This is a genomic window from Actinosynnema mirum DSM 43827 (assembly GCF_000023245.1).
In the GTDB taxonomy this organism is placed as follows: Bacteria; Actinomycetota; Actinomycetes; order Mycobacteriales; family Pseudonocardiaceae; genus Actinosynnema; species Actinosynnema mirum.
In genome coordinates, this window is the sequence record NC_013093.1 from 2,849,018 (window position 1) to 2,870,753 (window position 21,736).

At 76.2% G+C, this 21,736-nt stretch carries 16 protein-coding genes; 11 read left to right on the forward strand and 5 right to left on the reverse strand.

Going from position 1 to position 21,736, the window contains the following annotated elements; genetic code table 11:
• The first annotated feature begins 106 nt into the window (after window positions 1-106).
• The 6 genes from AMIR_RS12660 to AMIR_RS12685 all read left to right on the forward strand — a co-directional run bounded on the left by AMIR_RS12660 (window position 107) and on the right by AMIR_RS12685 (window position 9,431).
• Window positions 107-1,660: a S1 family peptidase gene (locus AMIR_RS12660; RefSeq protein WP_187313506.1), complete on the forward strand. Its 1,554-nt coding sequence runs from the start codon at window positions 107-109 to the stop codon at window positions 1,658-1,660.
• Between the two features lie 85 nt (window positions 1,661-1,745).
• Entirely contained in the window at window positions 1,746-4,022 is a 2,277-nt protein-coding gene (locus AMIR_RS12665; protein ID WP_015801357.1) for a serine/threonine-protein kinase, read from the forward strand.
• An 80-nt stretch (window positions 4,023-4,102) separates the two neighbouring features.
• On the forward strand, window positions 4,103-5,497 hold the full coding sequence (locus AMIR_RS12670; protein ID WP_015801358.1) for a VWA domain-containing protein: 1,395 nt from the start codon (window positions 4,103-4,105) through the stop codon (window positions 5,495-5,497).
• Window positions 5,494-6,630 carry a hypothetical protein gene (locus tag AMIR_RS35580; RefSeq protein ID WP_015801359.1) on the forward strand — a complete coding sequence of 379 codons (1,137 nt, stop codon included), beginning with the start codon at window positions 5,494-5,496 and terminating at the stop codon, window positions 6,628-6,630. Before AMIR_RS12670 ends, AMIR_RS35580 begins: the two co-directional genes overlap by 4 nt.
• A 79-nt stretch (window positions 6,631-6,709) precedes the next feature.
• Complete coding sequence (locus tag AMIR_RS12680; RefSeq protein WP_015801360.1) at window positions 6,710-7,924, forward strand: extracellular solute-binding protein; 1,215 nt, start codon at window positions 6,710-6,712, stop codon at window positions 7,922-7,924.
• A gap of 235 nt (window positions 7,925-8,159) precedes the next feature.
• Window positions 8,160-9,431 (forward strand): cytochrome P450, encoded by a 1,272-nt coding sequence (locus AMIR_RS12685; RefSeq protein WP_015801361.1) that lies wholly within the window; start codon window positions 8,160-8,162, stop codon window positions 9,429-9,431.
• Between the two features lie 33 nt (window positions 9,432-9,464).
• On the opposite strand, the gene AMIR_RS12690 is transcribed toward AMIR_RS12685, so the two are convergent.
• Window positions 9,465-10,253 (reverse strand): SDR family NAD(P)-dependent oxidoreductase, encoded by a 789-nt coding sequence (locus tag AMIR_RS12690; protein ID WP_015801362.1) that lies wholly within the window; start codon window positions 10,251-10,253, stop codon window positions 9,465-9,467.
• A 76-nt stretch (window positions 10,254-10,329) separates the two neighbouring features.
• Here AMIR_RS12690 and AMIR_RS12695 point away from each other — a divergent pair, with 76 nt between their 5' ends.
• Both AMIR_RS12695 and AMIR_RS12700 read left to right on the forward strand, forming a co-directional pair.
• Window positions 10,330-11,565: a sugar efflux transporter gene (locus AMIR_RS12695; RefSeq protein ID WP_015801363.1), complete on the forward strand. Its 1,236-nt coding sequence runs from the start codon at window positions 10,330-10,332 to the stop codon at window positions 11,563-11,565.
• Window positions 11,566-11,630: 65 nt separating this feature from the next.
• Window positions 11,631-12,083 carry a MarR family winged helix-turn-helix transcriptional regulator gene (locus AMIR_RS12700; RefSeq protein ID WP_041837700.1) on the forward strand — a complete coding sequence of 151 codons (453 nt, stop codon included), beginning with the start codon at window positions 11,631-11,633 and terminating at the stop codon, window positions 12,081-12,083.
• A gap of 774 nt (window positions 12,084-12,857) precedes the next feature.
• Here AMIR_RS12700 and AMIR_RS12705 read toward each other — a convergent pair.
• A complete protein-coding gene (locus tag AMIR_RS12705; protein ID WP_015801366.1) occupies window positions 12,858-16,814 on the reverse strand; it encodes a DEAD/DEAH box helicase in 3,957 nt (1,318 codons plus the stop codon).
• A gap of 94 nt (window positions 16,815-16,908) precedes the next feature.
• A complete protein-coding gene (locus AMIR_RS12710) occupies window positions 16,909-17,385 on the reverse strand; it encodes a DUF2000 domain-containing protein (protein ID WP_015801367.1) in 477 nt (158 codons plus the stop codon).
• A 112-nt stretch (window positions 17,386-17,497) separates the two neighbouring features.
• On the opposite strand from AMIR_RS12710, the gene AMIR_RS12715 reads away from it, so the two are divergent.
• The 3 genes from AMIR_RS12715 to AMIR_RS12725 all read left to right on the forward strand — a co-directional run bounded on the left by AMIR_RS12715 (window position 17,498) and on the right by AMIR_RS12725 (window position 19,940).
• Entirely contained in the window at window positions 17,498-17,965 is a 468-nt protein-coding gene (locus AMIR_RS12715; RefSeq protein ID WP_015801368.1) for an Lrp/AsnC family transcriptional regulator, read from the forward strand.
• Window positions 17,962-18,801, forward strand: a complete 840-nt coding sequence (locus AMIR_RS12720; protein ID WP_015801369.1) for an ATP-grasp domain-containing protein — start codon at window positions 17,962-17,964, stop codon at window positions 18,799-18,801. The genes AMIR_RS12715 and AMIR_RS12720 overlap by 4 nt, the downstream gene beginning before the upstream one ends.
• A gap of 83 nt (window positions 18,802-18,884) precedes the next feature.
• Window positions 18,885-19,940 (forward strand): hypothetical protein, encoded by a 1,056-nt coding sequence (locus tag AMIR_RS12725; protein ID WP_015801370.1) that lies wholly within the window; start codon window positions 18,885-18,887, stop codon window positions 19,938-19,940.
• Here the strand turns inward: AMIR_RS12725 and AMIR_RS12730 are convergent.
• Both AMIR_RS12730 and AMIR_RS12735 read right to left on the reverse strand, forming a co-directional pair.
• Window positions 19,937-20,791 carry an LGFP repeat-containing protein gene (locus AMIR_RS12730; RefSeq protein ID WP_015801371.1) on the reverse strand — a complete coding sequence of 285 codons (855 nt, stop codon included), beginning with the start codon at window positions 20,789-20,791 and terminating at the stop codon, window positions 19,937-19,939. The genes AMIR_RS12725 and AMIR_RS12730 overlap by 4 nt on opposite strands.
• 64 nt (window positions 20,792-20,855) lie before the next feature.
• On the reverse strand, window positions 20,856-21,668 hold the full coding sequence (locus AMIR_RS12735) for an LGFP repeat-containing protein (RefSeq protein WP_015801372.1): 813 nt from the start codon (window positions 21,666-21,668) through the stop codon (window positions 20,856-20,858).
• Between the last annotated feature and the right edge of the window lie 68 nt (window positions 21,669-21,736).

The window sequence follows — 21,736 nt, forward strand, 5'->3', positions numbered from 1 at the left end:
CGGCGGACCGACCAAGGTGGTTCCACTGAGCGCCACTGGTCCGTTCGAGGGTTCACGGCGCGGAAAGGCGCACGTCACGGGCAGTTCGCTGAGTATGTTCCCGGCCGTGACCCCTGGCAGCGCCGCCAACCCGCCCTGGCGGGTGCGGCTGTGCGACGCCTCGGGAGGGGTGCTCGGCGCCGGGGTGCTGCTCGACGACCTGCGGACCGTGCTCACCTGCGCGCACGTCGTCGGCGAGGGCGTCGAGCCGGTGCTGGTCGACGTCGTGGGGCAGCGGATCGCGGCTCGGCGCGTGCGGGTCGTGCTGCCGCAGGAGGACCAGCGCGGTGACGTCGCGCTGCTGGAGCTCGTCCGGGCGGCGCCCGGGGGGAGTGGCGCGCTGCTGCACCGCGTCGGGGTGAGCTGGGGGCGGGTGGTGCGCACGTTCGGCTACCCCCACCGCTACTCGGACGGGGTGTGGACGAGCCTCACGCTCGCCGCCGGGGCCGGGCCGGGGCAGGAGTGGGTGCAGATGAACGCCCTGCCGCGACAGCGGGCGGTGACCGCCGGGTTCAGCGGGGCCGGGGTGGCTGACGACCTCACGGGCGCGGTGGTGGGGATCGTGGTGAGCGCCGACCTCGACCGGGAGGCCGGGTTGGCGTGGATGCTGCCGGTGGAGACGGTGCTGGCGCACCTGCCGTCCGCTGCGGGGTTCGTGGCCGAGGACAGCGAGGCGGAGCGGGAGTTGAGCGCGCCGGGGAGCACGGCGGCGGCGCGGCGGGTCGTGGACTGGTTGGAACGGGACCGGGGGCTGCTGGTGCTGGTGGGGGCCGATCTCGCGGTGCTGCGGTGGTTGGCGGTGCTGGGGAGCCGTGATCTCCGGTCGACCTCGTCGGGGTCGGTGGCGGGGTCCGTGGCCGGGGTGGTGTCCGGGGTGGTGGGGGCGGCGCCCGAGGTGGGCAGCGTGGACGTGGCGGTGGACGCGACCGGGCTGGGCGCCGAGGAGGTGTCCCGGCGGCTCGGGGCGCAGGTCGGGCGGTTCCGGGGGAGTGGGGGACACCCGGATGAGTTGGTGATGACCGGGAGTGGGAGCGGGCCAGGGGAGCGTGGCGGGCCGGTGACGGTGGTCGTCAACGGGGTCGACGCGGCTGCCGATCCGGGGGAGTTGCTCGAGCACGTGGTGAAGCCGCTGGTCAGGGGCGGTACTCGGGTCGCGCTCGGGTTCCACCGGGGGGACGCGCCCGCGCTCGCCTCGGTGCGCGCCTGGCAGGCCGATGAGCACTCCGGTCGGCTCGTCGCGCTGGGGGCGCGCATTCGGGACCTCGCCCACCTGGAGCGCGCGGCCGGCGGGCTGGTCAAGGCGCACTGGTTGCGGGTCGACCTCATGGGGTTGCGGGCCTCGTTGGACGAGGCCGGGCTGGTCTCGCTGGAGCGGCGGGTGCAGCGGTACGGGGTCGAGGCCGAGGGGCGGCTCGCGCGGGCCGTCCGTGAGCTGGAGGGGTTGCGGCGGCTGCTCGACGCGTCCGGGGCGCTGGCCGCTGGTCACGGGCACGAGGAGGACCTCGAACTCGGGGAGCTGTACCGGCGGGCCCGTGAGCTGCTGTCCCGGCTTCCGGCCGACCCGGAGGCGTGTCACACGGCCGTGTTCGCCCACCTGCACGCGGTCATGGGGAAGACGTGATCACCGCGCGTTCGGCGGATGCCGGTGGGGTGGTCGCGCGATTACCGTTGGGGGACAACGGGTTCACCCGTCAGGAGGTCGCGCTGTGACCGCGTGCTCCCACCCCGGCTGCGTCGGGACGATCGAGGCCACCGGGTTCTGCGACACCTGCGGCAGGGAGGCCCGTGCCCCCGGCCGGGTTCACCTGACCGAGGGGCGGCGGTCACGGGGCACGTCGACGTCGGGAACCGGGCGCGAGCACCTGTCCCTGCCGGTCTTCTCGTTCCCCGAACCGCTCAGCCGCGTCCAGGAGAACCCGCGCACCCGCACCAGGGGGCGGCTCTGCGGCAACGGCGGGTGCTCGCAGGAGATCGGGGCCGGGTACGCGGGCCAGCCCGCGCTGCACGAGGGGTACTGCCCGGCCTGCGGGCACTTCTACTCCTTCCTGCCCGCGCTGCACCGGGACGACGAGGTCGGCGGCCAGTACCGGGTCGTCGGGCCGCTCGCCCAGGGCGGGCTCGGCTGGGTCTACCTCGCGCGCGACCGGCGGTTGGACGACAACCTCGTCGTCCTCAAGGGGATGATCAGCGCGGGGGACACGCCGCTCGCCGAGGCCGAGCGGCGGGCGCTCACCGCCGTCGACCACCCGAGCATCGTCCGGATCGTCAACTTCGTGACCCACCGCGATCGGCGCTCCGGGCAGGACCGGGTGTACATCGTGATGGAGTTCGTGGACGGGCTCGTGCTCCAGGACGTCGCCACCGGGGTCGCGCTCGGTGAGCGGTTGCGGGCCGAGCACGTCGTCACGATCGGGCGCGAGGTGCTGTCCGCGCTCGGCTACCTGCACGGGCGGGGGCTGGTGTACTGCGACATGAAGCCCGACAACGTGATCCTGCGCCCCGGACGGGTGGGTGGTGGGGACAGCCGGGTGAAGGTCATCGACCTGGGCGCGGTGCGGCGGATCGGCGAGCGCGTGGCGATCATCGGCACCAAGGGGTTCCAGGTCGACGCGGCGGAGATCGCCGCGGACGGGGTCACGCCGCGATCGGACCTGCACGCCCTGGGGCACACCCTGCGGCGGCTGGCCGCGGCGAGCGCCGACGCGGTCGGCGATCCGGGGGCGCTGCGGTCGGGCCTTGAGTCGTTCGGGCACGCGCTGGACCGGGCCACGCACCCCGACCCGGCGCGGCGGTTCGCGTCGGCGGTCGACATGGACCGCCAGCTGGACGGGGTGCTGCGGGAGATCGCGTCGTCGCGCGACGGGCGGCAGCGGCCGGTGGTGTCGGAGCTGTTCGAGCCCACGGCGGCGCTGGTGGACGCGGGACTGGGCGCGGTGCCCCCGCTGTCGCACTGGACCGAGGGGGTCGCGGAGACCCCGCTGCCGAGCGGGCGCGACTGCGCGGGCGGGTTGCCGAGTCCGAGGTGGGACCTGGACATCGACCGGTTGGGGGACCCGAACGCGCTGCTCCGCGCCCTTCCCGACACGGCCGAGGCGAACTTGCTGCGCGCGCACGCCCTGGTGGGACTGGGACGCACCGCGCGGGCGCGGGCGCTGCTGGGGGTGGACGTGCCGGTGGAATCCGGAGAGGACGGGACCGGTGGGGCGGAGGCGGTCACTCGGCGGGCACCGGCAGGCAGCACCGCACCTGGGGAAGGCGCTGAAAGCGAGTTCGGCGCGGCCACGTGGGGCGCCCGGCTCGCCGCCGCGTGGGGACGCGTCACCGGGGCGCACCGGGAGGCGGGGCTCCACCGCGCCCAGCCCGACCCACCCGACCCGCCTGCCGGGCCCGAGCCGCGAGCCCGGCCGGACCCGCTCGACTGGCGCGTCCACTGGCTCCTCGGGCTCGCCGCGCTGGTCGACGGCGTCGAAGCCCACCCGCACTTCCTCCGCGTGCACCACGAGGTCCCCGGCGAGACCGCGCCCGTGCTCGCGCTCGGGCTCTGCGCCGAGCAGCGCGGTGACGTGGCGGAGGCCGAGCGGAGGTACCGGTCGGTGTGGGCGCGGGACCGCTCGCAGGGCAGCGCGGCGTTCGGGTCGGCGCGGGTCCGGCTCGCGGGCGGTGATCCCGACGGGGCGCTCGACGTGCTCGCCCAGGTGCCCGAGGTCTCCCGGCACCGGGAGGCCGCCGCCGTCGCCGCCGTCAAGGTGCTCGCGGGCACCGGGCGCGGGGACGAGGCCGTGCGCGCGCTGGCCGCGCTCGCGCTGGACGGGGACGCGCGTGACCGGCTCGTCGCCCACGTCCTCGACCGGGTGGACCCGTCCGGGGGAAGCGCCGACCGCGAGCGGGCTTACCGCGACCTCGCCCGGCAGGCCCGCACCGCCGCCGAGCACGGGGTGCTCGTCGACCTCGCCAACGAGGTCCGGCCTCGCACCACCACCTGAACCGGAGAGCCAGCACCGGAGAGCCAGCACCGGAGATCCAGCACCGGGGAACCAGCACCGGGGCACGAGGGGAGAAGCGCGTGGGGTTCCGTCTCGCCGTCAGCCAGAACGAGCACGTCTCGCCCGACGAGGGCCAGGTCGACGCCGTCGTCTCCGTGATCGCCTCCGACCTGCGCGCCACCTCCGCCCCCGAGCTCGCCGAGGTGCTCGTCGTCGACTGCTCCGGGTCCATGGCCCACCCGCGCACCAAGATCGCCGCCGCCCGGCAGGCCACCCAGGCCGCCGTCGACGCGCTGCGCGACGGGGTGCGGTTCGCCGTCGTGGAGGGCACGCACGTCGCCCGGATGGTGTACCCGCCGGACCGCGCGCTCGTGCCCGCCGACGACCGCACCCGCGCCGAGGCCAAGGCCGCCGCGCGCAGGCTCGTCGCGGGCGGCGGCACGGCCATGGGGGCCTGGTTGGAGCTGGCCTCGGACCTGTTCGACGACCACCCGGACGCGGTGCGGCACGCCATCCTGCTCACCGACGGCATGAACGGCGAGCCGCGCGCCCGCCTCGACGCCGTGCTCGCCCGCTGCGCGGGCCGGTTCACCTGCGACGCGCGCGGCATCGGCGACGGGTGGGCGCCGGACGAGCTGCGGCACGTCGCCGAGGTGCTGCACGGGGACGTCGACGCGGTGCGCGACCCCGGCGAGCTGCCCGCCGACTTCCGGCGGCTGATGGACGCCGCGATGGGCAAGGTCGTCGCCGACCTCGGGCTGCGGGTGCGCCTCGCCCCGCACGCCGCGCTGCTGCGCGCCAGGCAGGTGTACCCGTCCGAGGTCGACCTGGCGGGCAGGCCGGACGGGGAGCGGGTGACCCGGTTCGGGACCGGCACGTGGGGCGACGAGCGGCGGGCGTTCCTGCTCACGCTGCGGGTGGACCTGGCCGGGTTCGCGGTGGGGGAGCGCAGGCAGGCCGCGCGGGTGGACCTGGTCGACGCCTCCGGGCAGCCGCTCGCGGAACCGGCGGCGGTGCTGGCGCGCTCCACGGACGACCCGCTGCGGTCCGGGGTGCTGGACGGCCAGGTCGCGCACTACACCAGGGAGACCGAGCTGGGGGAGCTGATCCTGGCCGGCTGCGAGGCATACGACGAGGGGGACGGGCGCGGGGCCGAGGCCGCCTGGGGACGGGCGGTGGCGCTCGCGGCGCGGCTGGGGAACGAGGCGTCGCTGCGGCGGTTGCGGTGGCTGGTCGACGTGGTGGGCGTGCCGGAGGACGGGGTGGTGCGGGTGCGGGCGGACCTCGCGGTGAAGGACATGCACATCGCGGCGCTCAGCTCGACGCGGTCCACGTGGGCGCCGGGGGTGCCCGAGCGGGAACCCGCGCCGCCCGGCGGGCCGGACGTGCGGTGCCCGGAGTGCGGGTGGGTCTCCGGCGCGCGGAGCCGGTTCTGCCCGCGCTGCCGTCACTCGTTCGAGGGGGCGGAGCGGTGACCAGGGCACAAGCGGACCGGGGAGCCGCGGGCACCCGCCGCGGCCTGCTGCGCCTGCGCGCCGCCCTCGTGCTGCTGTCCGCGCTGGCCTGCGGCGCGGTGACCGCCTCGTTCGCCGGCGTCACCGCCACCGCCACCTCGGTGCGCGAGCGCGCCGCCCCCGCCGTGCTCCAGGCCGCCGCCGCGCGGCACGCGCTCGCCGACACCCACGTCGAGGCCGTCACCGCCCTGGACTCGATCGTGCGGGCGAGGGCCGGGCAGGGGCTGGGCCTGCTGACCGGGCCGGGGGAGGAGTACGAGAAGCGCCTCGCGCTGGCCGGGCAGTACCTCAACCAGGTCGCCGAGGACAACGTCGCAGGCCCCTCGGCCAGCGCGCGCATCCAGCTCTCCGTCGAGCTGATCTCCGCCTACGCCGGGTGGATCGGCCAGGCGGGCGCGCACCTGCACCGGGACCCGACGCGGCTGCTCGGCGCCACCGACCTCTGGTACGCCTCGCGCGTGCTCACCACCCCCGGCTCCGGGGTGCTCGGGCACCTCGACGAGCTGCTGGCCGACCAGCGCGCCGCGCTCGACGGCCTGCTCGCGGGCACCACGACCACCGCCGTCGGCACACTCGGCCTGCTGCTGCCGGTGCTCGCGCTGGCCGCGCTGCTGGTGGTGGCGCAGGTGCGGCTGTCCCGCCGGTTCCGGCGCACCTGGAACCCGCCGCTGCTCGCCGCCACCGCCCTCGCCGCCGCGCTCGCCGGGATGGCGCTGTGGGCCGCGCACACCCAGGCGCGGGTGGAGGCGGCGGCGGCCGAGGTGGTCGCGGTCGCCGAGGGGTGGCAGGGCCACACCGACGAGGCGACCGAGCTGGCCAGGACGAAGCTGCTGGGGATGCTCGGCCCGGACTGCCCCGACGCGTGCGGGCCCACGGTCGCCGAGGTCGACGCGGCCGACCTGCCCGCGGGCGCGGCCACCCTCGTGGACGACCCGGTCCTCACCGACCGGGCGCTCGCCGCCCGCACCGAGCTGGCCGACGCGGACCACGAGGCGTGGACCGCGCTCGCGCCGCTGTGCGGGGCGCTGCTGGTGGCGCTGGTGCTGCTCGGCCTGCACCCGCGCCTGGACGAGTACCGGTTCCGGCCCCGGTGAGCCGGAGCGCCGCCCCGCGACCCGCCCCGACGACCCCGCCCCGACGAGCCGCCCCGACGACCCCGCCCGGAGTGCAGCGATGAGCCCTTCCACCCGCCACGCCGTCCTGCGCGCGCTGGTCCCGCTCCTGCTCCTGACCTGCCTCCCCGGCTGCGCCCCGCCCGCCGACCGCACCCTCGTGCGCGTCCTCGGCCCGTGGACCGGAGCCGAGGAGGACCGGTTCCGCGCCGTGCTCGACCGGACCGGAGTGCCCTACGACTACACCGGCAGCCGCGCCCTCGGCCAGCTGCTGCGCTCCAGGGTGCAGCAGGGCGACCCGCCCGACGTCGCCGTCCTGCCCGGCCTCGGCGAGCTGGCCGACTACGCGCGGGGCGGCTACCTGCGCGAACTGCCCTCGCTGCCCGAGGCCGACTACGCGCCCCTCTGGCGGGACGTGGCGCGCGTGGGCGCCGAGGGCACGCACGCCGTCGTCGTCAAGGCCGACCTCAAGAGCCTCATCTGGTTCGACCCCGGCTCGGACGTGCGCCCGCCCGCGAACGCCGAGCAGCTCCTGGCGGACGGCGCGCCGTGGTGCCTGGGTCTCGGCTCGTCGCCGGACGCGGGCTGGCCGGGCACCGACTGGGTCGAGGACCTGCTGCTGCACCGGTCCGGCCCCGAGGTCTACCGGCGGTGGGCCTCCGGGGAGCTCGCCTGGAGCTCACCGGAGGTGCGCGGGGCCTGGCAGACCTGGGGCGCGCTGGTGTCCGGCGTCCCCGCCGAGCGGGCGCTGCTCACCGACTTCGACGACGCGGGCCTGGCCATGTTCACCCGGCCCCAGGGCTGCGGGCTCGACCACCTCGGCTCGTTCGCGGGCGCCGTCTACCGGGAGCGCGGGCACCGCGGCGACTTCGCCCCCTTCCCCGACCTGGGCGCGAGCGGCTGGGAGGTGTCCGCCGACCTGGCCGGGCTCTTCACCGACTCGCCCGCCGCGCGCAGGCTCCTGACGCACCTGGCGGACGCCGAGGGCCAGCGGGTCTGGCCCGCTGCGGGCGGTGCATACTCCGCCCACAAACGGGTACCCCCCTCCGGCTACGCCGATCCGGTGGACCGGCGGATCGCCGAAGTCCTCACCGAGGGCGCGTCCCTGTGCCTCGACGCCTCGGACCTCATGCCCCCGAGCCTGCGCTCCGCCTTCTACCGGGGCGTAATCAACTACCTCGAAGCCCCGGAGTCCCTCGACGGGGTGCTGGACGGTCTCGACCACATCGCCGATTCGGTCGACCGAACGGAGTGGATTACGCTACCTTGCGGCTGAATTCCCCGATGGGGCGGTTTCGAGTGCTTTCCAGGGGTCTTCTGGGGGCGCGCGTCGTCGCGACCTGCCCGAGGTGGGAAGGTCGGCCTGACCGGGTTCGATCTTCTCGCGTCGTGGTGGCCGGGTCGACGGCTGTCCCCATCGGGCTGCTCGACGCCCGGTACCAGCGGGGAGTCCAGGGCTGTGCAGCCCCGCGCTCGTAGGTTGCGGTGCACGATCGGGGTGGAGGACCAGCATGACTGCGACGATGGCGGCGGTGCGTGACGGGGTGGTCGCCTGGGTGGCCAGGAGGGCCGTCGCCAAGTGGCTCCTGGCCAAGTACGGGGCGCGGGCGCTCGCGATGCTCCCCGAGGGGGTGATGCTGCCGCTGCGCCGCGACGGGCTCGACCCGGTGGCCGAGATGGAGCAGATGCGCGCGGACGGTCCCATCCACCGCGTGCAGACCCCGTTCCGGTTCGGCGTGTGGCTGGTGACCGGCGAGCAGGAGACGCGCGCGGTCCTGGCGGACGGCAACGCCTTCAGCAACGACTACGCGCGGATCGGCCAGACCGGCTTCGTCAAGATCGAGCGCTCGCCCGGCGGCCTCGGGTTCGCCGACCCGCCGCACCACACCCGGCTGCGCAAGCTGCTCACGCCGGAGTTCACCATGCGGCGGCTGGCCAGGCTGGCCCCGCGCGTCGACGAGATCATCGCCGACCGGCTGGACGCGATGGACGCGGCGCCCGGCCCGGTCGACCTGGTGGAGCAGTTCTCGCTGCCCATCCCGTCGCTGGCGATCTGCGAGCTGCTCGGCGTGCCCTACGAGGACCGCGAGCTGTTCCAGCGGCTCGCCGCCGCCCGGTTCGACGTGTTCGGCGGCGCGAACGCGGCGCTCGGCGCGGTGTCCGAGTCCCTGGACTACCTGCGCGAGGTCGTCGAGCGGCAGCGCGTCGAACCCGGTGACGGGCTCATCGGCATGATCATCCGCAACCACGGCGACCAGGTCGACGACGAGGAGCTCGCGGGCCTGGCGGACGGCGTGCTCACCGGCGGGTTCGACACCACCGCCAGCATGTTGGCGCTGGGCGCGGCGGTGCTGCTGCAGAACCCGGAGGCCGCCCGCGCGGTGCGCGAGGACGACGCGGCCGTCGGGCCGGTCGTGGAGGAGCTGCTGCGCTACCTGAGCGTGGTGCAGGTGGCGTTCCCGCGCTTCGCCAAGCAGGACATGGAGATCGGCGGGGCGCGGATCAAGGAGGGCGACGCGGTCGTCTGCTCGCTGGTCGCCGCGAACCGCCACGCGGGCACCGACTTCGACCACACCCGCGTGCCCGCGCCGGGCGGCCACTACGCGTTCGGGCACGGCGCGCACCGCTGCGTCGGCGCGGAGCTGGGCAGGCTGGAGCTGCGGGCCGCCTACCCGGCGCTGCTGCGGCGCTTCCCGAACCTGCGGCTGGCCGACGAGCTGCCGGGCTACCGGACCGTGTCGGTCGTGCACGGCGTCGAGCGGATGATGGTGCACGTGCGCTGAGGATGGTGCGGCGGGGCGGTGACCACCGCCCCGCTACAGCACCCGCCTCGCGAACCTGCGCTGCTTGCGCCTCGCCACCGCCATGATCGGCCCGGACGCGCGCAGCCCCAGTCCGGGGAACGCCGCGAGCAGCCGCACCAGCGGCCCCCGCCACCTCGGCACCGCCAGCACCGGCCTCGGCCGGTCCAGCAGCCCCACCGCCGCGTCCGCCACCTCGTCCGGGTGAAGCAGCGTCCCGAACCAGGACGCCGCCGCGCGCGGGTCCGACGCCCGGTCGAACAGCATCGGCGTCCACATCCCGTCCGGGCACAGCGCGCTCACCCGCGCGCCCCGACCGGCCAGCCGCAGGTCGTGCTGCACGCCCACGCTGAACGCCAGCGCCGCGTGCTTGCTCGCCGCGTACAGCGCCTCGCCGGGCGCCGCGACCAGACCGGCCAGCGACACCACGTTCACCACGTGCCCGTCGTCGCCCATCGCGCCGAGCGCGGCCAGCGTGCCGTTCACCACTCCCTCGGCGTTGACCGACAGCAGCGCCCGCCGCCGCGCCCACGGCTCCTCCCACGCCGGGCCCGCGCTCAGCAGCCCCGCGTTGTTCACCCACACCGCCAGCCCTGGCGCGCCCGCCGCGACCCGCTCGCACGCCCGCGGATCGCCCACGTCCAGCTCAGCGGCCCGCGCACCACGCCCGATCGCCCTCGCGACCGCCCGCGCGCCCACCTCGTCCACGTCCGCCACCACCACCGCGTACCCGCGCCCGGCCAGGCGCGCGGCGATCCGCTCGCCCAGCCCGCCCGCCGCACCGGTCACCACCGCAGAGCGCATCCCCGCATCATCCCGCGCCCGATCGGGGGCACGGGGGTGAAAAACACATTTCGCCGGACGGGGGCCGGGGAAGACCATGGTCACCGTGGTAATCACGACCCCCCGAACACCTCCCACCTCCCTGAAGCAGCAGCTCCTCCCCCTGGCGACCGTGGTGGTCCTCGGCGGCGCCGGCTACGCGCTGGTCGGACCCCTGCTCTCGCTGTTCCTGATCAAGGAGCTCGGCGCGAGCCCGTTCCAGGTCGGGTCGTTCATGCTCGTCAGCGCGCTCGCCGCGCTCGCCGTCAGCACCGCCGTCGGCCGGTTCTCCGACCGCCGCGCGGTGCGCAAGCAGCTCCTGATCGTCGGCTCGCTCAGCGGCACCGCCGCGTACGTCGTGTTCGCGCTCTCCCGCGAGTACCTGCTGCTCCTGCTGGTCTCGGTCACCCTGGCCGCGCTGAGCAGCGTCATGGTGCCGCAGAGCTTCGCCTACGCCCGCCAGTCGCTGTCCGCCAGCGGCTCCTCGCGCGGGCCGCTCGCGACCAGCGCCCTGCGCACCCTGCTGTCGCTGTCCTGGGCGATCGCCCCGCCGCTGGCCGCCATCTTCGTGGAGCGCTCCAGCTTCACCTGGGTGTTCGCGGGCGCGGCCGTCATGTACGCGCTGGCCGCCCTCGCCGCCTGGTACCGGCTGCCCCCGCTGCCCAAGCCCGAGCCGGTCGTGGTGATGCCCGACTCGGTCGCCGTCCCGTCGCGGGCGCGCGGCGAGCTGTCGCTGACCGCCGTGGCGTTCGTGCTGCTCCAGGGCACGACGGCGCTGAGCGTCGCGGTGCTGCCGCTGTTCGTCGTCGACGACCTGGGCGGCACCGCGGGCAACGCGGGCGTCGCCATGGGCGTGTGCGCGGCGCTGGAGATCCCGCTGATGCTGTGGCTGGGCTTCGTCGCGGCCAAGGTCGACAACCGGCTGCTGGTGCTGGCGGGCGCGGTGCTCGCGCTGTCGTACCACGGCGTCATGCTGGTCAGCGGCGAGGTGTGGCACGTGATCGCCGCCCAGCTGCTGCACGCCCTGGCCATCTCGGCGCTGCAGGGCATCGGCATCTCCTACTTCCAGGACCTCGACCCGGACTTCCCCGGCCGCGCCACGACCCTGTTCACCAACACCGGCAAGGCGGGCTCGATGCTGTCCGGGCCGCTGCTGGCGCTGGCCCAGGCGAACGGTTACCGGACCGCGTTCGCGCTCGGCGCGGCCATGGCCGTGACGGGTCTGGTGCTGCTCCTGCTCGCCCGCCCGCGCCGCGCCCGGCGACCCCGCACCGAAGTCGGCGCAATGCCGTAGTCCCCGGTGCGCTAGGGGTTTCCGGATACCGGGAAGGAGTGCGGCGCGTCGCTATGGTGATCAACATGATGACGCGCCCCCACGATCCAGCGGCCAAGTGGGCCGCACACCCGACCTGGCTGATCACGCAGGCCGCGCTGCACGCGCACCGCCTGGTGGCCGACGGGCTCGCCGCCGTGGACGCGCGCGGGCACCACTACCGGGTCCTGGCGACCCTGGAGCAGACCGGTCCGGTCAGCCAGGCCACCCTCGGGCGGACCAGCGGCATCCACCTCAGCGACGTGGTGGCGGCCATCAACGAGCTGGCCGAGCGCGGGCTCGTGCACCGCGACCCCGACCCGACCGACCGGCGCCGCAACACCATCACCCTCACCACGGCGGGCCGCAGGCAGCTGCGCAGGCAGGAGCGGCGGCTCGCCAAGGTGCAGGACGAGTTACTCGCGCCGCTGGCGCCCGAGGAGCGGGAGGAGTTGGTGCGGTTGCTCGGCCAGGTGCTGTCCCACCACCGCAACGGCTGACCCGGTCCGACCGGCCTGCGGCGACCAGCGGTCAGCCCGGCAGGCGCCCGGAACCGGACGGTCCCTCCCGCTCAGCGGGTGGACCCCGCACCGCCGCCCCCGCGAACCGGGAGGGCGGCGGACCTCGCCGCGCCGAGCCGCGCCACGTCGAGGCCGACGACCCGCGACGACCACAGGCGGCGGGCAGCGCCCGACAGAGGCCGAGCCGCCGCCCGCGAGTGGCGCCGAGCCAGGGGCGCAGGGTCGAGGCCACAGGGCTGAAGGCACAGGACTGAACGCGCAGGGCACAGAGCTGAGGGCACAGAGCGAGGGCACAGGGCTGGTGGCCGGACACCCCGAGCTGCCGCAGACCCGAGACGCCCCGGCCCGCCGAGGAACCCCGTCGCACGCGCACCGCGCTCCCGGCGCCGCAGCCGGAACGCCGCACCACCCTCGACACGCCGTGGGACGCCGCCGGACACCCGTGCGCACCGCAGGCCACCCGAGCCCCGGCCGCCGCAGACCACCGCGCCCCTGCCGCCGCAGGCCGCCCGCGCCTTGGCCGCCGCAGACCACCCACGCTTGGCCGCCGCAACGCCGCAACGCCGCAACGCCGCAACGCCGCAACGCCGCAACGCCGCGCAGCCCGCCCCGAGGCCCGCGCGCCGCTGCTGGCCACCCGCGCGCTGCCGCCCGCCGCCCGTGCGCGACGGTCGACACCCGCGCGCCGGGGCCAGCCGCCCGCGACACCCGTGCGCCCCTGCCGGTCGCCCGTGGGGCCGCCGACCCCGGCCGTCACACCATGCCCAACCCCCGCCGCCGGGGCGCCTGCTCCCGCGCGGGTTCCTCCTCCGGGCCCGCCAGCGCGTCGTACGCCGCCAGCCACCCCGTTGCCCGGTAGTCCCCGCGCCGGGTGAACACCGCCGCCCCCACCGGGGTCTCGCCGGTCGCGGGCGGTTCCGGGTAGGGCAGCTCGCGCGCGCCCCCGGTCGGGGTCGGCGGGCCGGTCTCCTTGCCGCGCCAGGTGATCGCCGTCGCGCCCGCCGTGCACACCACCCGCGCCGCCTCCGGCCCGGCCGTCAGCTCCGCGCCGGTGACCCGCTCGCGCAGCAGCGCCGTGTACCCGACCCGGTCCAGCTCGCACCCGGCGGGCGGGCGGCCCGCCCGCCAGTCCGGGGAGCGCAGCCCGCTCGCCGTCGCCGACCGCCACAGCCCCGGCACCAGCTCGCGCGCCCGCTGCCTGGTCGCCATCCGCTCGCACAGCCACAGCAGCCGCCCCGCGCCGCGCCCCGGCCCCAGCGCCCGCCAGCGCACCCGCTGGTCCAGGTCCGCCGCCACCACCGCGATCCACGGGTGCACCGTCCCGTGCACGCCCTGCGCGGCCAGCCACGACAGGTAGCGCGGGGCCTGCTCCAGCACCTGGTGCAGCGTCGACAGCGGAATCCCCGCCACCGCCCGCCGCGCCCCCGCGAACGCCCTCGGCGAGCGCGCCACCAGCAGCAGCGCCGCCCACGCCAGGTCACCGGGCGCGGTCGTCGCCGACGAGCCGAGGCCGCGCACCGACGTGGCCCCGGTGATCCGCGAGGTCACCCCGCGCGCCTTCACCGCCGTCGCCACCGCGGGCCGCACCCGCTCCGGCACCGCCACCCCGGCCAGCTCCGGCACCGCCACCGACAGCACCAGGGACAGCGCGTCCTCGGCGTCGTCCGCGTCCGCGGGCACCGGCAGCAGCGCCAGCGCCGACCGCAGCCGCTGCCCGGTGCTCGTGGGCACCATCATCCGCGCGGTCAACCGGCCCAGCTCGGTCGTGGCCAGCGCGTCCCCGGAGCGGGTCAGGTAGCCCTGCTCCACCAGGAACCCCACCGCCTCCACCACGACCGACTCGTCGTCGTCGCCCTGCGCGTGCGCGAGCGTCTGCACCCACCAGGCCCGCGCGTCCGCCTCCGTGGTCACCCGCCCCTGGAGCACCTCGGCGAGCACGTGGTCGGCCAGGCTCTCCCGGATGCGCGAGTACACCGAGTACCCGGCCACCAGCCGCGCCTGCCACGCCGCGCGCTGCGACTCGTCCACCACCAGGTACGACCAGCCCTCGGTCTCCCCGGCCCCGATCCGCCCGGCCCGCCCGAACATCTGGAGCACCGTGGACGTGTCCATCGGCTCGCCGCCGATCGAGCTGTCCCGCACCACGACCGCGCGGGCGGGCAGGTTCACCCCGGCCGCCACCGTCGACGTCGCCACCAGCACGTCCGACTCGCGCGCCCGGAACGCCCGCTCGGCCGCGTGCTTGTGCTCGTAGTCCGAGTAGTGCATCCGCACCCCGACCGCCGCGCACGCCGCCTCCAGCGCGTCCAGGTCGTCCGGGGCGGGCAGCTCGGCCCCGCGCTCGGCGGCGACCGCCATGGCCGTGGACAGCACGTTCCGCTTGGAGCCGCAGAACACCAGCACGCTGCCCCCGTCGGCGGTGTGCCGCCCGACCAGGTCCACCGCGACCTGCTCGCGCACCCGCGAGGCCGCCGCGAACCCGGACGTCGCGGGCACCGTCGGCAGCTGCCAGGTCACCTTCGACGGCCGCCACGCGGTCGCCACCATGCGGGCCTGCAACCACTCGGCGACCTCGGCGGCGTTGGTGACCGTCGCGGACAGCCCGACGATCCGCACCGGCGAGTCCGCGCCGCGCACCCTGGCCAGCAGCGCCTCCAGCAGCGCGCCCCGGCCGGGGCTGCCGAGCAGGTGGATCTCGTCCACCACCAGGCAGCCCACCTCGCCCAGCGCGGCCTGCAACGACGCGGCCCGGCACACCGCCTCGAACTTCTCCGTCGTGGCCACCCACAGGTCCGCCGCGCGCACCCGCTCCACGTCCACCGCGTGCTCGCCGGACAGCCGCTCCACCCGCAGGCCCTGCCCGCGCCACGCCCGCAGCTCGCGGTCCAGCTCGTCGGTGAGGGAGCGCTGCGGCACCAGCCAGGCGGCCTTGCGGCCCTCGTCCAGGATCGCTTTCAGGACCGCGAGCATCCCGATGGTGGTCTTGCCCGCGCCGGTGGGCGCGGTGACCAGCAGGTGCTCGTCGGTGTCGACGATCGCGGGCGCGGCCTGGGCCTGGGCCGGGTTCAGCACCGGGAACGGCAGGTAGGGCAGCCAGTGCTCGGGCACCAGGTCGGCGGTCGGCGCGGGCGGCGGCGTCGGACCGGGCGGCTCGTGCAGGTCCCAGACCACCTGGAACGCCAGGCGCGCGGCGAGCGCGGCGTCCTCGGCGACCGGCTCGCACGCCTCCGCCACCACGCCGCCGGCCTCGGACAGGTGCGCGGTGGCGCGCAGCGGGGCGTCCAGGGAGGTGACGGTCTCCTGCTCCAGCCAGTGCGGCAGCTCCCGGAACGGGACGCCCTCGGAGCGCAGGAGGGTGCGCAGGTCGGCGAAGTCGGGGTGCGCGGGCAGGAGGACCCGCAGGTCGGCGCCGGGTGGGGCGGGTGGGGGCTTGAGGGTGGGGTCGGTGGTCTTGCACCACCACACCGGGACGGCGCCCGCGTCGGCGAGGAGGTGGTGGGGGAGGGCGGGGAACTCCTCGGCGGCGGCGGTGGGGACCGGGGTGGTGGCCAGGATCGCGCGGATGCGGGCGGCGACGACGGCGGTGGCGGTGCGGCGGGCGGGCGCGGGCTGGGGACCGAGGACCGGGCCGGAGGGGGCGGGGCGCGGGGACGGCTCGGCGGGCGCGGGCCGGGTGGTGGGCACGACCGGGGCGGGCTCGGCCGGGGTGGTCCGGGCGGAGGGCTCGGCGGTGTCGGCCGCGAGGGGCGCGCCCTCCTCGGCGTCCGCACGCCGCGAGGGCTCGACCTGGACTGGTTCGGGGCGAGTTCGCTCACTCCGCGCAGGTTCGGCGGGCGCCTGCTCGACAGGCGCCGGTTCCGCGTGGGGGTTGGCGTCGGGCCGTTCGGCGGGCGCGTCCCCCTCCGCGGGCGCCTCCCCCTCGGCCCGCGCGAAGTCGTCCGGTCGGAGCCTGCTCTTGCGCTCGAACTTCAGCGGTCGCCGGGTGCGCGGGCGTGCGGCCGGGGCGTCCGGCCCGCCTCCCGCGCGCTGGCTCGGGCGGGTGTAGCGCAGCTTCGGCTCGGGCGTCGGCGCGGCGGGCGGGGTCTCCTCGCGCGGCGCGGGTCGCTCGACCGGGTAGCCCAGGTCCAGGGGGTACTCGGGTTCCGGCGGCTGCTCCACCGGTCGTCGGGGCACGAGCCCGCGCGGCTCCGCCGGTGCGACGGGCCGCCGCTCGGGCTCGGGCTCGCGCTGCGGCGGCTCGTCCGCCCACGGGTTCGCAGGCTCCACGTCCCACGGCCCCGGCAGCTCGGGCGCGTCGGCCTCGCGCACGTGCCTCGGCCGCTCCGGCTCGACCGGTCGCTCGGGCTCGGCAGGCCGCTCGTCCACCTCCAGCGCCAGCGACGCCAGCTGCGCGTCCTCCGCCATCCGCCGCGCCACGGCGTCCGGCTTCAGGTCCCCGACCACCGCCCGCTGCGCCAGCTTCAGCTCGCGCAGCGTGAACGTCGCCGGGCAGCCGGGGCACGCCACCGCCGCCTGCAGCTGCTGCCTCCCGCCGCTCGGGTGCGCCCGGTACAGCCCGTGCAGCTCCCCGCCGCACCCTGGGCAGGACTTCTCCACCGGCAGCGGCGACAGCTGCCAACCAGGCTCGGCGTAGCGGGCGATCGCCGGTTCCGGGCGCACGCCCCACCGGGCCTGCACGACCCCGGCGACCGACGTGTCCCGCCCCACCACGACCCCTCCGCCCCACCCGACTCCCGGTGAACCAGCGATGCTAGGCCCAACCCCCGACAACGAGGGGCCCGGAGCACCTGCCGGGGCGGTGCGGTCAGGGCAGCAGCGACAGCCGCTTCACCAGCTTGTCGACCCGGTTGCGCGGCCCGATCAGGCTCACCGCGAGGTACGGCACGGCCTCGCTCGCCGCGACCTTCTCCAGGTACTCGTCGTACACCCTGGTCTCCTGCGCGGCCACGGGCATGTCCACCACGTGCACGCCCGGCGAGTCCGCCGCCTTCGCCCGCAGCTCGGCCAGCTGCTCGCCGGACGCGGCCAGCACCGCGCAGCCCGCCCACGGCAGGCCGGGGTGCGCCGACCCGGTCCCGTCCACCGCGTCCGGCCCGAGCAGTCCGGGCACCGCCTCGCCGGTCGCCGCCGCCACGCACACCGCCGCGTTGACCGCCCGCCCGGCGGGCAGCGACCCGTCCACCACGACCACCCACTTCAGGCGGGCCGACCTGGTGGACGCGGCGGTGTCGATCTCCTCGGGGGCGAACCCGACGGCGGACTGCGACGACTCGGTGCTCATGGGCCCACTTCCTCCGTGCAATGTGCGAACTTGTGCAACGATGGTATGCACATGCTCGGGAACAAGCCCAGTGATCCGCTGATAATTCGGCAGAGCGCCCGTGGAGGCCGCCGTGGACGAACTTGATACGAACATCCTGCGCGAATTGCAGGTCGACGCACGGCGGAGCAACCGGGACGTGGCCGCCGCCGTGGGCGTCGCCCCGACCACCGCGCTCGACCGCACCCGCGCCCTCCGCGAGCGCGGCGTGATCAAGGGCGCGATCCTGGACGTCGACCTTCCCTCGATCGGGCGACCCGTGCAGGCGCTGATCGCGGTCCGCATCCGGCCGCCGGCGCGCCGCGTCATCGAGGAGTTCCGCGCCTGGGCCATCGCCCAGCCGGACACCCTGGGCGTGTTCGTCACGTCGGGCTCGGAGGACTTCCTGCTGCACGTCGCCGTGCCCGACAACGACCACCTCTACCAGTTCGTGGTGGACAAGCTCACCGAACGGTCCGAAGTCGCCGACGTGCGCACCTCCGTCGTGTACCAGCACCTGCGCAACGACCGGATCAGCCCGGTCGGCAGACTGTCCCCATGATCCTGCTGGTGCCCTCGGACCCGCTGCGCCCCCGCCGCCCGGACGAGCACTTCGCCGCCGAGGCCGCCGCCGCCCGCGACCTCGGGATCACCGTCGCGCTGCTCGACCACGACGCCCTGCCCGCCGACCCGGCGCGCGCCGTCGCCCGCGTCCCGGAGGGCGAGGACGTCGTCTACCGGGGATGGATGGTGCGCGGCAGCCACTACGCGGACCTCGCGCGGGCGCTGGCGAAGCGGGGCGCGGCGCTGCGCACCGACCCGCTGCGCTACCGCAGGGCGCACGAGCTGCCCGGCTGGCACGACCACCTCGCGCCGCTGACCCCGCGCTCGGCGTGGACCGCCGGGTACGACCGGACCGACTTCGACCGGGCCCGCGCGGAGCTGGGGAGCGGACCGGCGGTGCTGCGCGACTACACCAAGTCGCTCAAGCACCACTGGGACGAGGCGGCGTTCATCCCGGACGTGGCGGATGGTGACGCCGCGTGGCGGGTGGCGCTGCGGTTCCGGGAGCTGCGCGGCGCGGACTGCGTCGGCGGGTTCGTGCTGCGCGAGTTCGAGCGGTGGCGGCGCGGCGAGGTGCGCACCTGGTGGGTGGACGGCGAGTGCGCGCTGCTCGGCCCGCACCCGGACACCCCGGACGAGCTGCCCGGCGCCCCCGACCTGACCGCGCTCACCCCGCTGGTGCGCGCGGCGGACCTGCGGTTCGCCACCGTCGACCTGGTGCTCGCCGAGGACGGCGGCTGGCGGGTGGTCGAGCTGGGCGACGGCCAGGTCAGCGACCGGCCCGCCGCGATCACCCCGGAACAGCTGATCGGGGCGCTTCACCGGGCCGGGTGACAACCACCCGCTGAGGTGGTGAACACCCGACCAACAGGGGACAGCCCCCGGAACCGGTCGGGCGCGGGCGCCGTCCACCCGGCATGAGCAGCACGCCGCGCGTCCCGCTGACGACCGCCCCGCTCGTGCTCCGGGCGGTCGCGCTCGCCGCGCTGGTCGCGGCCCTGTGGCACGGCTCGGCCATCCCGGAGACCCCGGAGCGGGCGGTCTACCCGGTGCTGACGGCGCTGGACGTGCTGGTGGCGGCGCTGTGCGCGTGGCTGGGCGCCCGCTGGTCGTCCACCGCCCGCTTCGAGCCCGACGCGCTGGTCATCGGCCGCCACCGCGTCCCGTACGCGGCCATCACCGGCGTCCGCTGCGGCCCGTGCTCCGCCAAGCCGTTCTGGCTCGCGCTGCTGTTCCCGGTCTCCGTCATCGGCGGGCTGCTCGTGCTGGCCAGGAGCGCGCAGGCCATGGGGCGCGAGGTCGTGGAGATCCGCACGGCGGACGGGCGCAGGCACCGGTCGCGCTGGAAGGACGCCGAGCGGCGCGGCGAGTTCACCGACCTGCTGCGCCGGGCCCGCCCCGACCTGGAGCACGACTACGGGGTGGACACCGCGCTCCCGGCCCGTGACCACACGCCCCGACTGGGCGTCCCCGGAGGGCTGGTGGGGGCGTTCCTGGTGGCCTGGGTGCTGGTCGTGCTCCACCTGGGGGCGCAGCTGGACGACCTGGACCGGTTGCAGAGCCGCACCCACGACCCGGAGCGGGCGGTCACCGCGCTGCAGCGGGTCGTGGCCTTCGCCGAACCCGCCGGGCTGGAGCTGCCGCACGTGGTGGAGCAGGAGCGGTGCGGACGGGTCAACAGCGTCTTCCTCGGGCCGACCCCGCACTGGGTGCGGGTGAGCGCGACCGCGGAGGACCGGTCGATGGCCGACGCGGACGCCGAGGGCGTGCGGACCGCGCTGCGCGCCGCCGCCGGGCTGGAGCCGGACGTCGGCTACAGCCGGGACCCGGACGGCGAGTCCGGGGTGACCTACAACCTCAACGGCGGGCGCGGGCTCACGCTCACCGTCAGCACGGGCTGCGTGCCCGCCGACTCCGCGCCGCGCGTGACGGCGGCGCTGGAGGACGTGGTCCGCGCGCTGGGGCGGGGCTAGGTGGCGCGGACCCCGAACAGCACGCTGGAATCGCCCTCGCGCACCAGGGCCACGTTGTCGACCCAGTAGGCCGTGCCGCGCTCGAACGGCTGGAACGTGCCCTTGACCTGATCGGCGAAGAACGTGCCCAGCCCGGTCTCGTCCCCGGTGGGGAAGCCGAACCGGTCGAACAGGGCCAGGTCCGGATCGCGGACCACCCGCGGTGGGCTGCTCTCGTAGATCACCCCGCCCTCGAAGCGCTGGTAGAAGAGCCCCCCTGGGGTGTCGTCCGTGCAGTTCCACGCCCGCTCCCCGACGGGGAAGCCGAGCTCGCCGCCCGTGCCGCCCCGGCGGTCGTGCTCGCGCAGGAAGGGGTGCACGACCGTCTGGAACAGGGTGTCCGCGCTCCAGTAGGCGCGCCCCTTGTCGTAGTCGCGGCTGAACCCGGTCGACCCCTGCGGCGAGGGGGCGGCGCGCCGCACCTTGTTCCTGGCGGGCCCCAACGCCGCGTTCCCGAACCCCTCGCTTGCGGTGAGCAGGCCGCCCAACCAGTCCGGCGGCGACGGCAGCGCGTCCACGAGGTCGCGCGCCACGGCCAGCTCCATGTCGCCGAGCAGCCCGATCGTCGTGGCCTCGTGGTCCGCCAGCAGCACGGTCAGCAGCGCGGTCCGGTAGGGGAAGGCGGCGAGCGCGTCGGCGGCCTCACCGGTCTTCATGGCGACCAGCTGGGCGGCTGCGGCCTGCGGGGTCAGGTTCGCCAGCGGGGGAGGGGTGCTGTTGACGTGCACGCCGCCGTTGACGGTCCCGGCCTGGACGACGTTGTCCGCGCTGCTGTTCTCGAAGGCGTTGCGCCCGCCCTGCTGCCCGTCCATGTCCGGGATGCTGCCACAGCCGACGACCGGCCCAGCCCGCTTCCGCCGACCGCGCCCGTCCCGGCTACTGCTGCCGGACCTGGCCGCCCTCGAACTCCTGCACCCACCCGCTCCCGTCCCGCAGCGGCGACCCGAGCGGGAAGCCGTGCCGCTCGAACAGCACCCCGGTGGTGTCCCGGACGGCGAACGCGCGGTCGCCCGCCTGGTAGGCCGTGCCGCCCTGGAAGCGCTGCGCGCAGCCGTCGGTGCCCTGCGGGGAGGTCACGCTCAGCTCGTCGGCGAGCGGGAACCCCAGCCAGCCCGTCGCGCCGCCCTGGGCGCGGTGCAGGGCGTGCACCCCCTCCATCAGCACGCGCGGTCCGGAGTCCGAGCACCACAGCGCGGCGCCGCGCTCGAATCGCAGCCCGTAGCCGGTGGTGCCGTGCGGGGAGGGGCCTTCGCGGTGCGCGAGGTCGACCGGCGCGCCGAGGAAGCCGCGCCAGGTGCGGGCGGCGGCCTCCAGGTCGACGAGCGCGGCGGTCAGCTCGGTGAGCCAGCCGGGGAGGTCGCGGGTGCGGCGCAGCACGGAGTCGCGCTGGTCGTCGCCCAGGCTCGCGAGCAGCTCGACGGTGCGGTCGGGGTCGTGGTCGGCGGCGCGGGCCAGGAACGTGCGGTCCCGGTTGTCGAGCAGGGCGCGCCGGGCCTCGGCGTCGGGTAAGTCGAGCACCTCGTGCGGCTCGACCAGCCGCCTCGGCCGGGGCGAGGGCTGCAACCCGCCGCCGTGCAGCGTGAGCCCGCCCTCGATCCGCCCCGCCTGCACGACGGGGCCGCTCACGTCGCCGCGGACGACGTTGTGCACGCGGTAGGTCTGGTCGTCATCGTCGCTGCTGCGCCCCATCCTCGGATGCTCCCACACGGGGGCGGTCGCGGACGGGAGAAGCGGTGGTCCGGCCGGGTGCCCCCCAG

Excerpts from the sequence above, each read along its gene's own strand:
- AMIR_RS12680 (WP_015801360.1), top strand. The coding sequence starts at position 6,710 with ATGAGCCCTTCCACCCGCCACGCCGTCCTGCGCGCGCTGGTCCCGCTC.
- AMIR_RS12685 (WP_015801361.1), top strand. The coding sequence starts at position 8,160 with ATGACTGCGACGATGGCGGCGGTGCGTGACGGGGTGGTCGCCTGGGTG.
- AMIR_RS12690 (WP_015801362.1), bottom strand. The coding sequence starts at position 10,253 with ATGCGCTCTGCGGTGGTGACCGGTGCGGCGGGCGGGCTGGGCGAGCGG.
- AMIR_RS12695 (WP_015801363.1), top strand. The coding sequence starts at position 10,330 with ATGGTCACCGTGGTAATCACGACCCCCCGAACACCTCCCACCTCCCTG.
- AMIR_RS12700 (WP_041837700.1), top strand. The coding sequence starts at position 11,631 with ATGATGACGCGCCCCCACGATCCAGCGGCCAAGTGGGCCGCACACCCG.
- AMIR_RS12710 (WP_015801367.1), bottom strand. The coding sequence starts at position 17,385 with ATGAGCACCGAGTCGTCGCAGTCCGCCGTCGGGTTCGCCCCCGAGGAG.
- AMIR_RS12720 (WP_015801369.1), top strand. The coding sequence starts at position 17,962 with ATGATCCTGCTGGTGCCCTCGGACCCGCTGCGCCCCCGCCGCCCGGAC.
- AMIR_RS12725 (WP_015801370.1), top strand. The coding sequence starts at position 18,885 with ATGAGCAGCACGCCGCGCGTCCCGCTGACGACCGCCCCGCTCGTGCTC.
- AMIR_RS12730 (WP_015801371.1), bottom strand. The coding sequence starts at position 20,791 with ATGGACGGGCAGCAGGGCGGGCGCAACGCCTTCGAGAACAGCAGCGCG.
- AMIR_RS12735 (WP_015801372.1), bottom strand. The coding sequence starts at position 21,668 with ATGGGGCGCAGCAGCGACGATGACGACCAGACCTACCGCGTGCACAAC.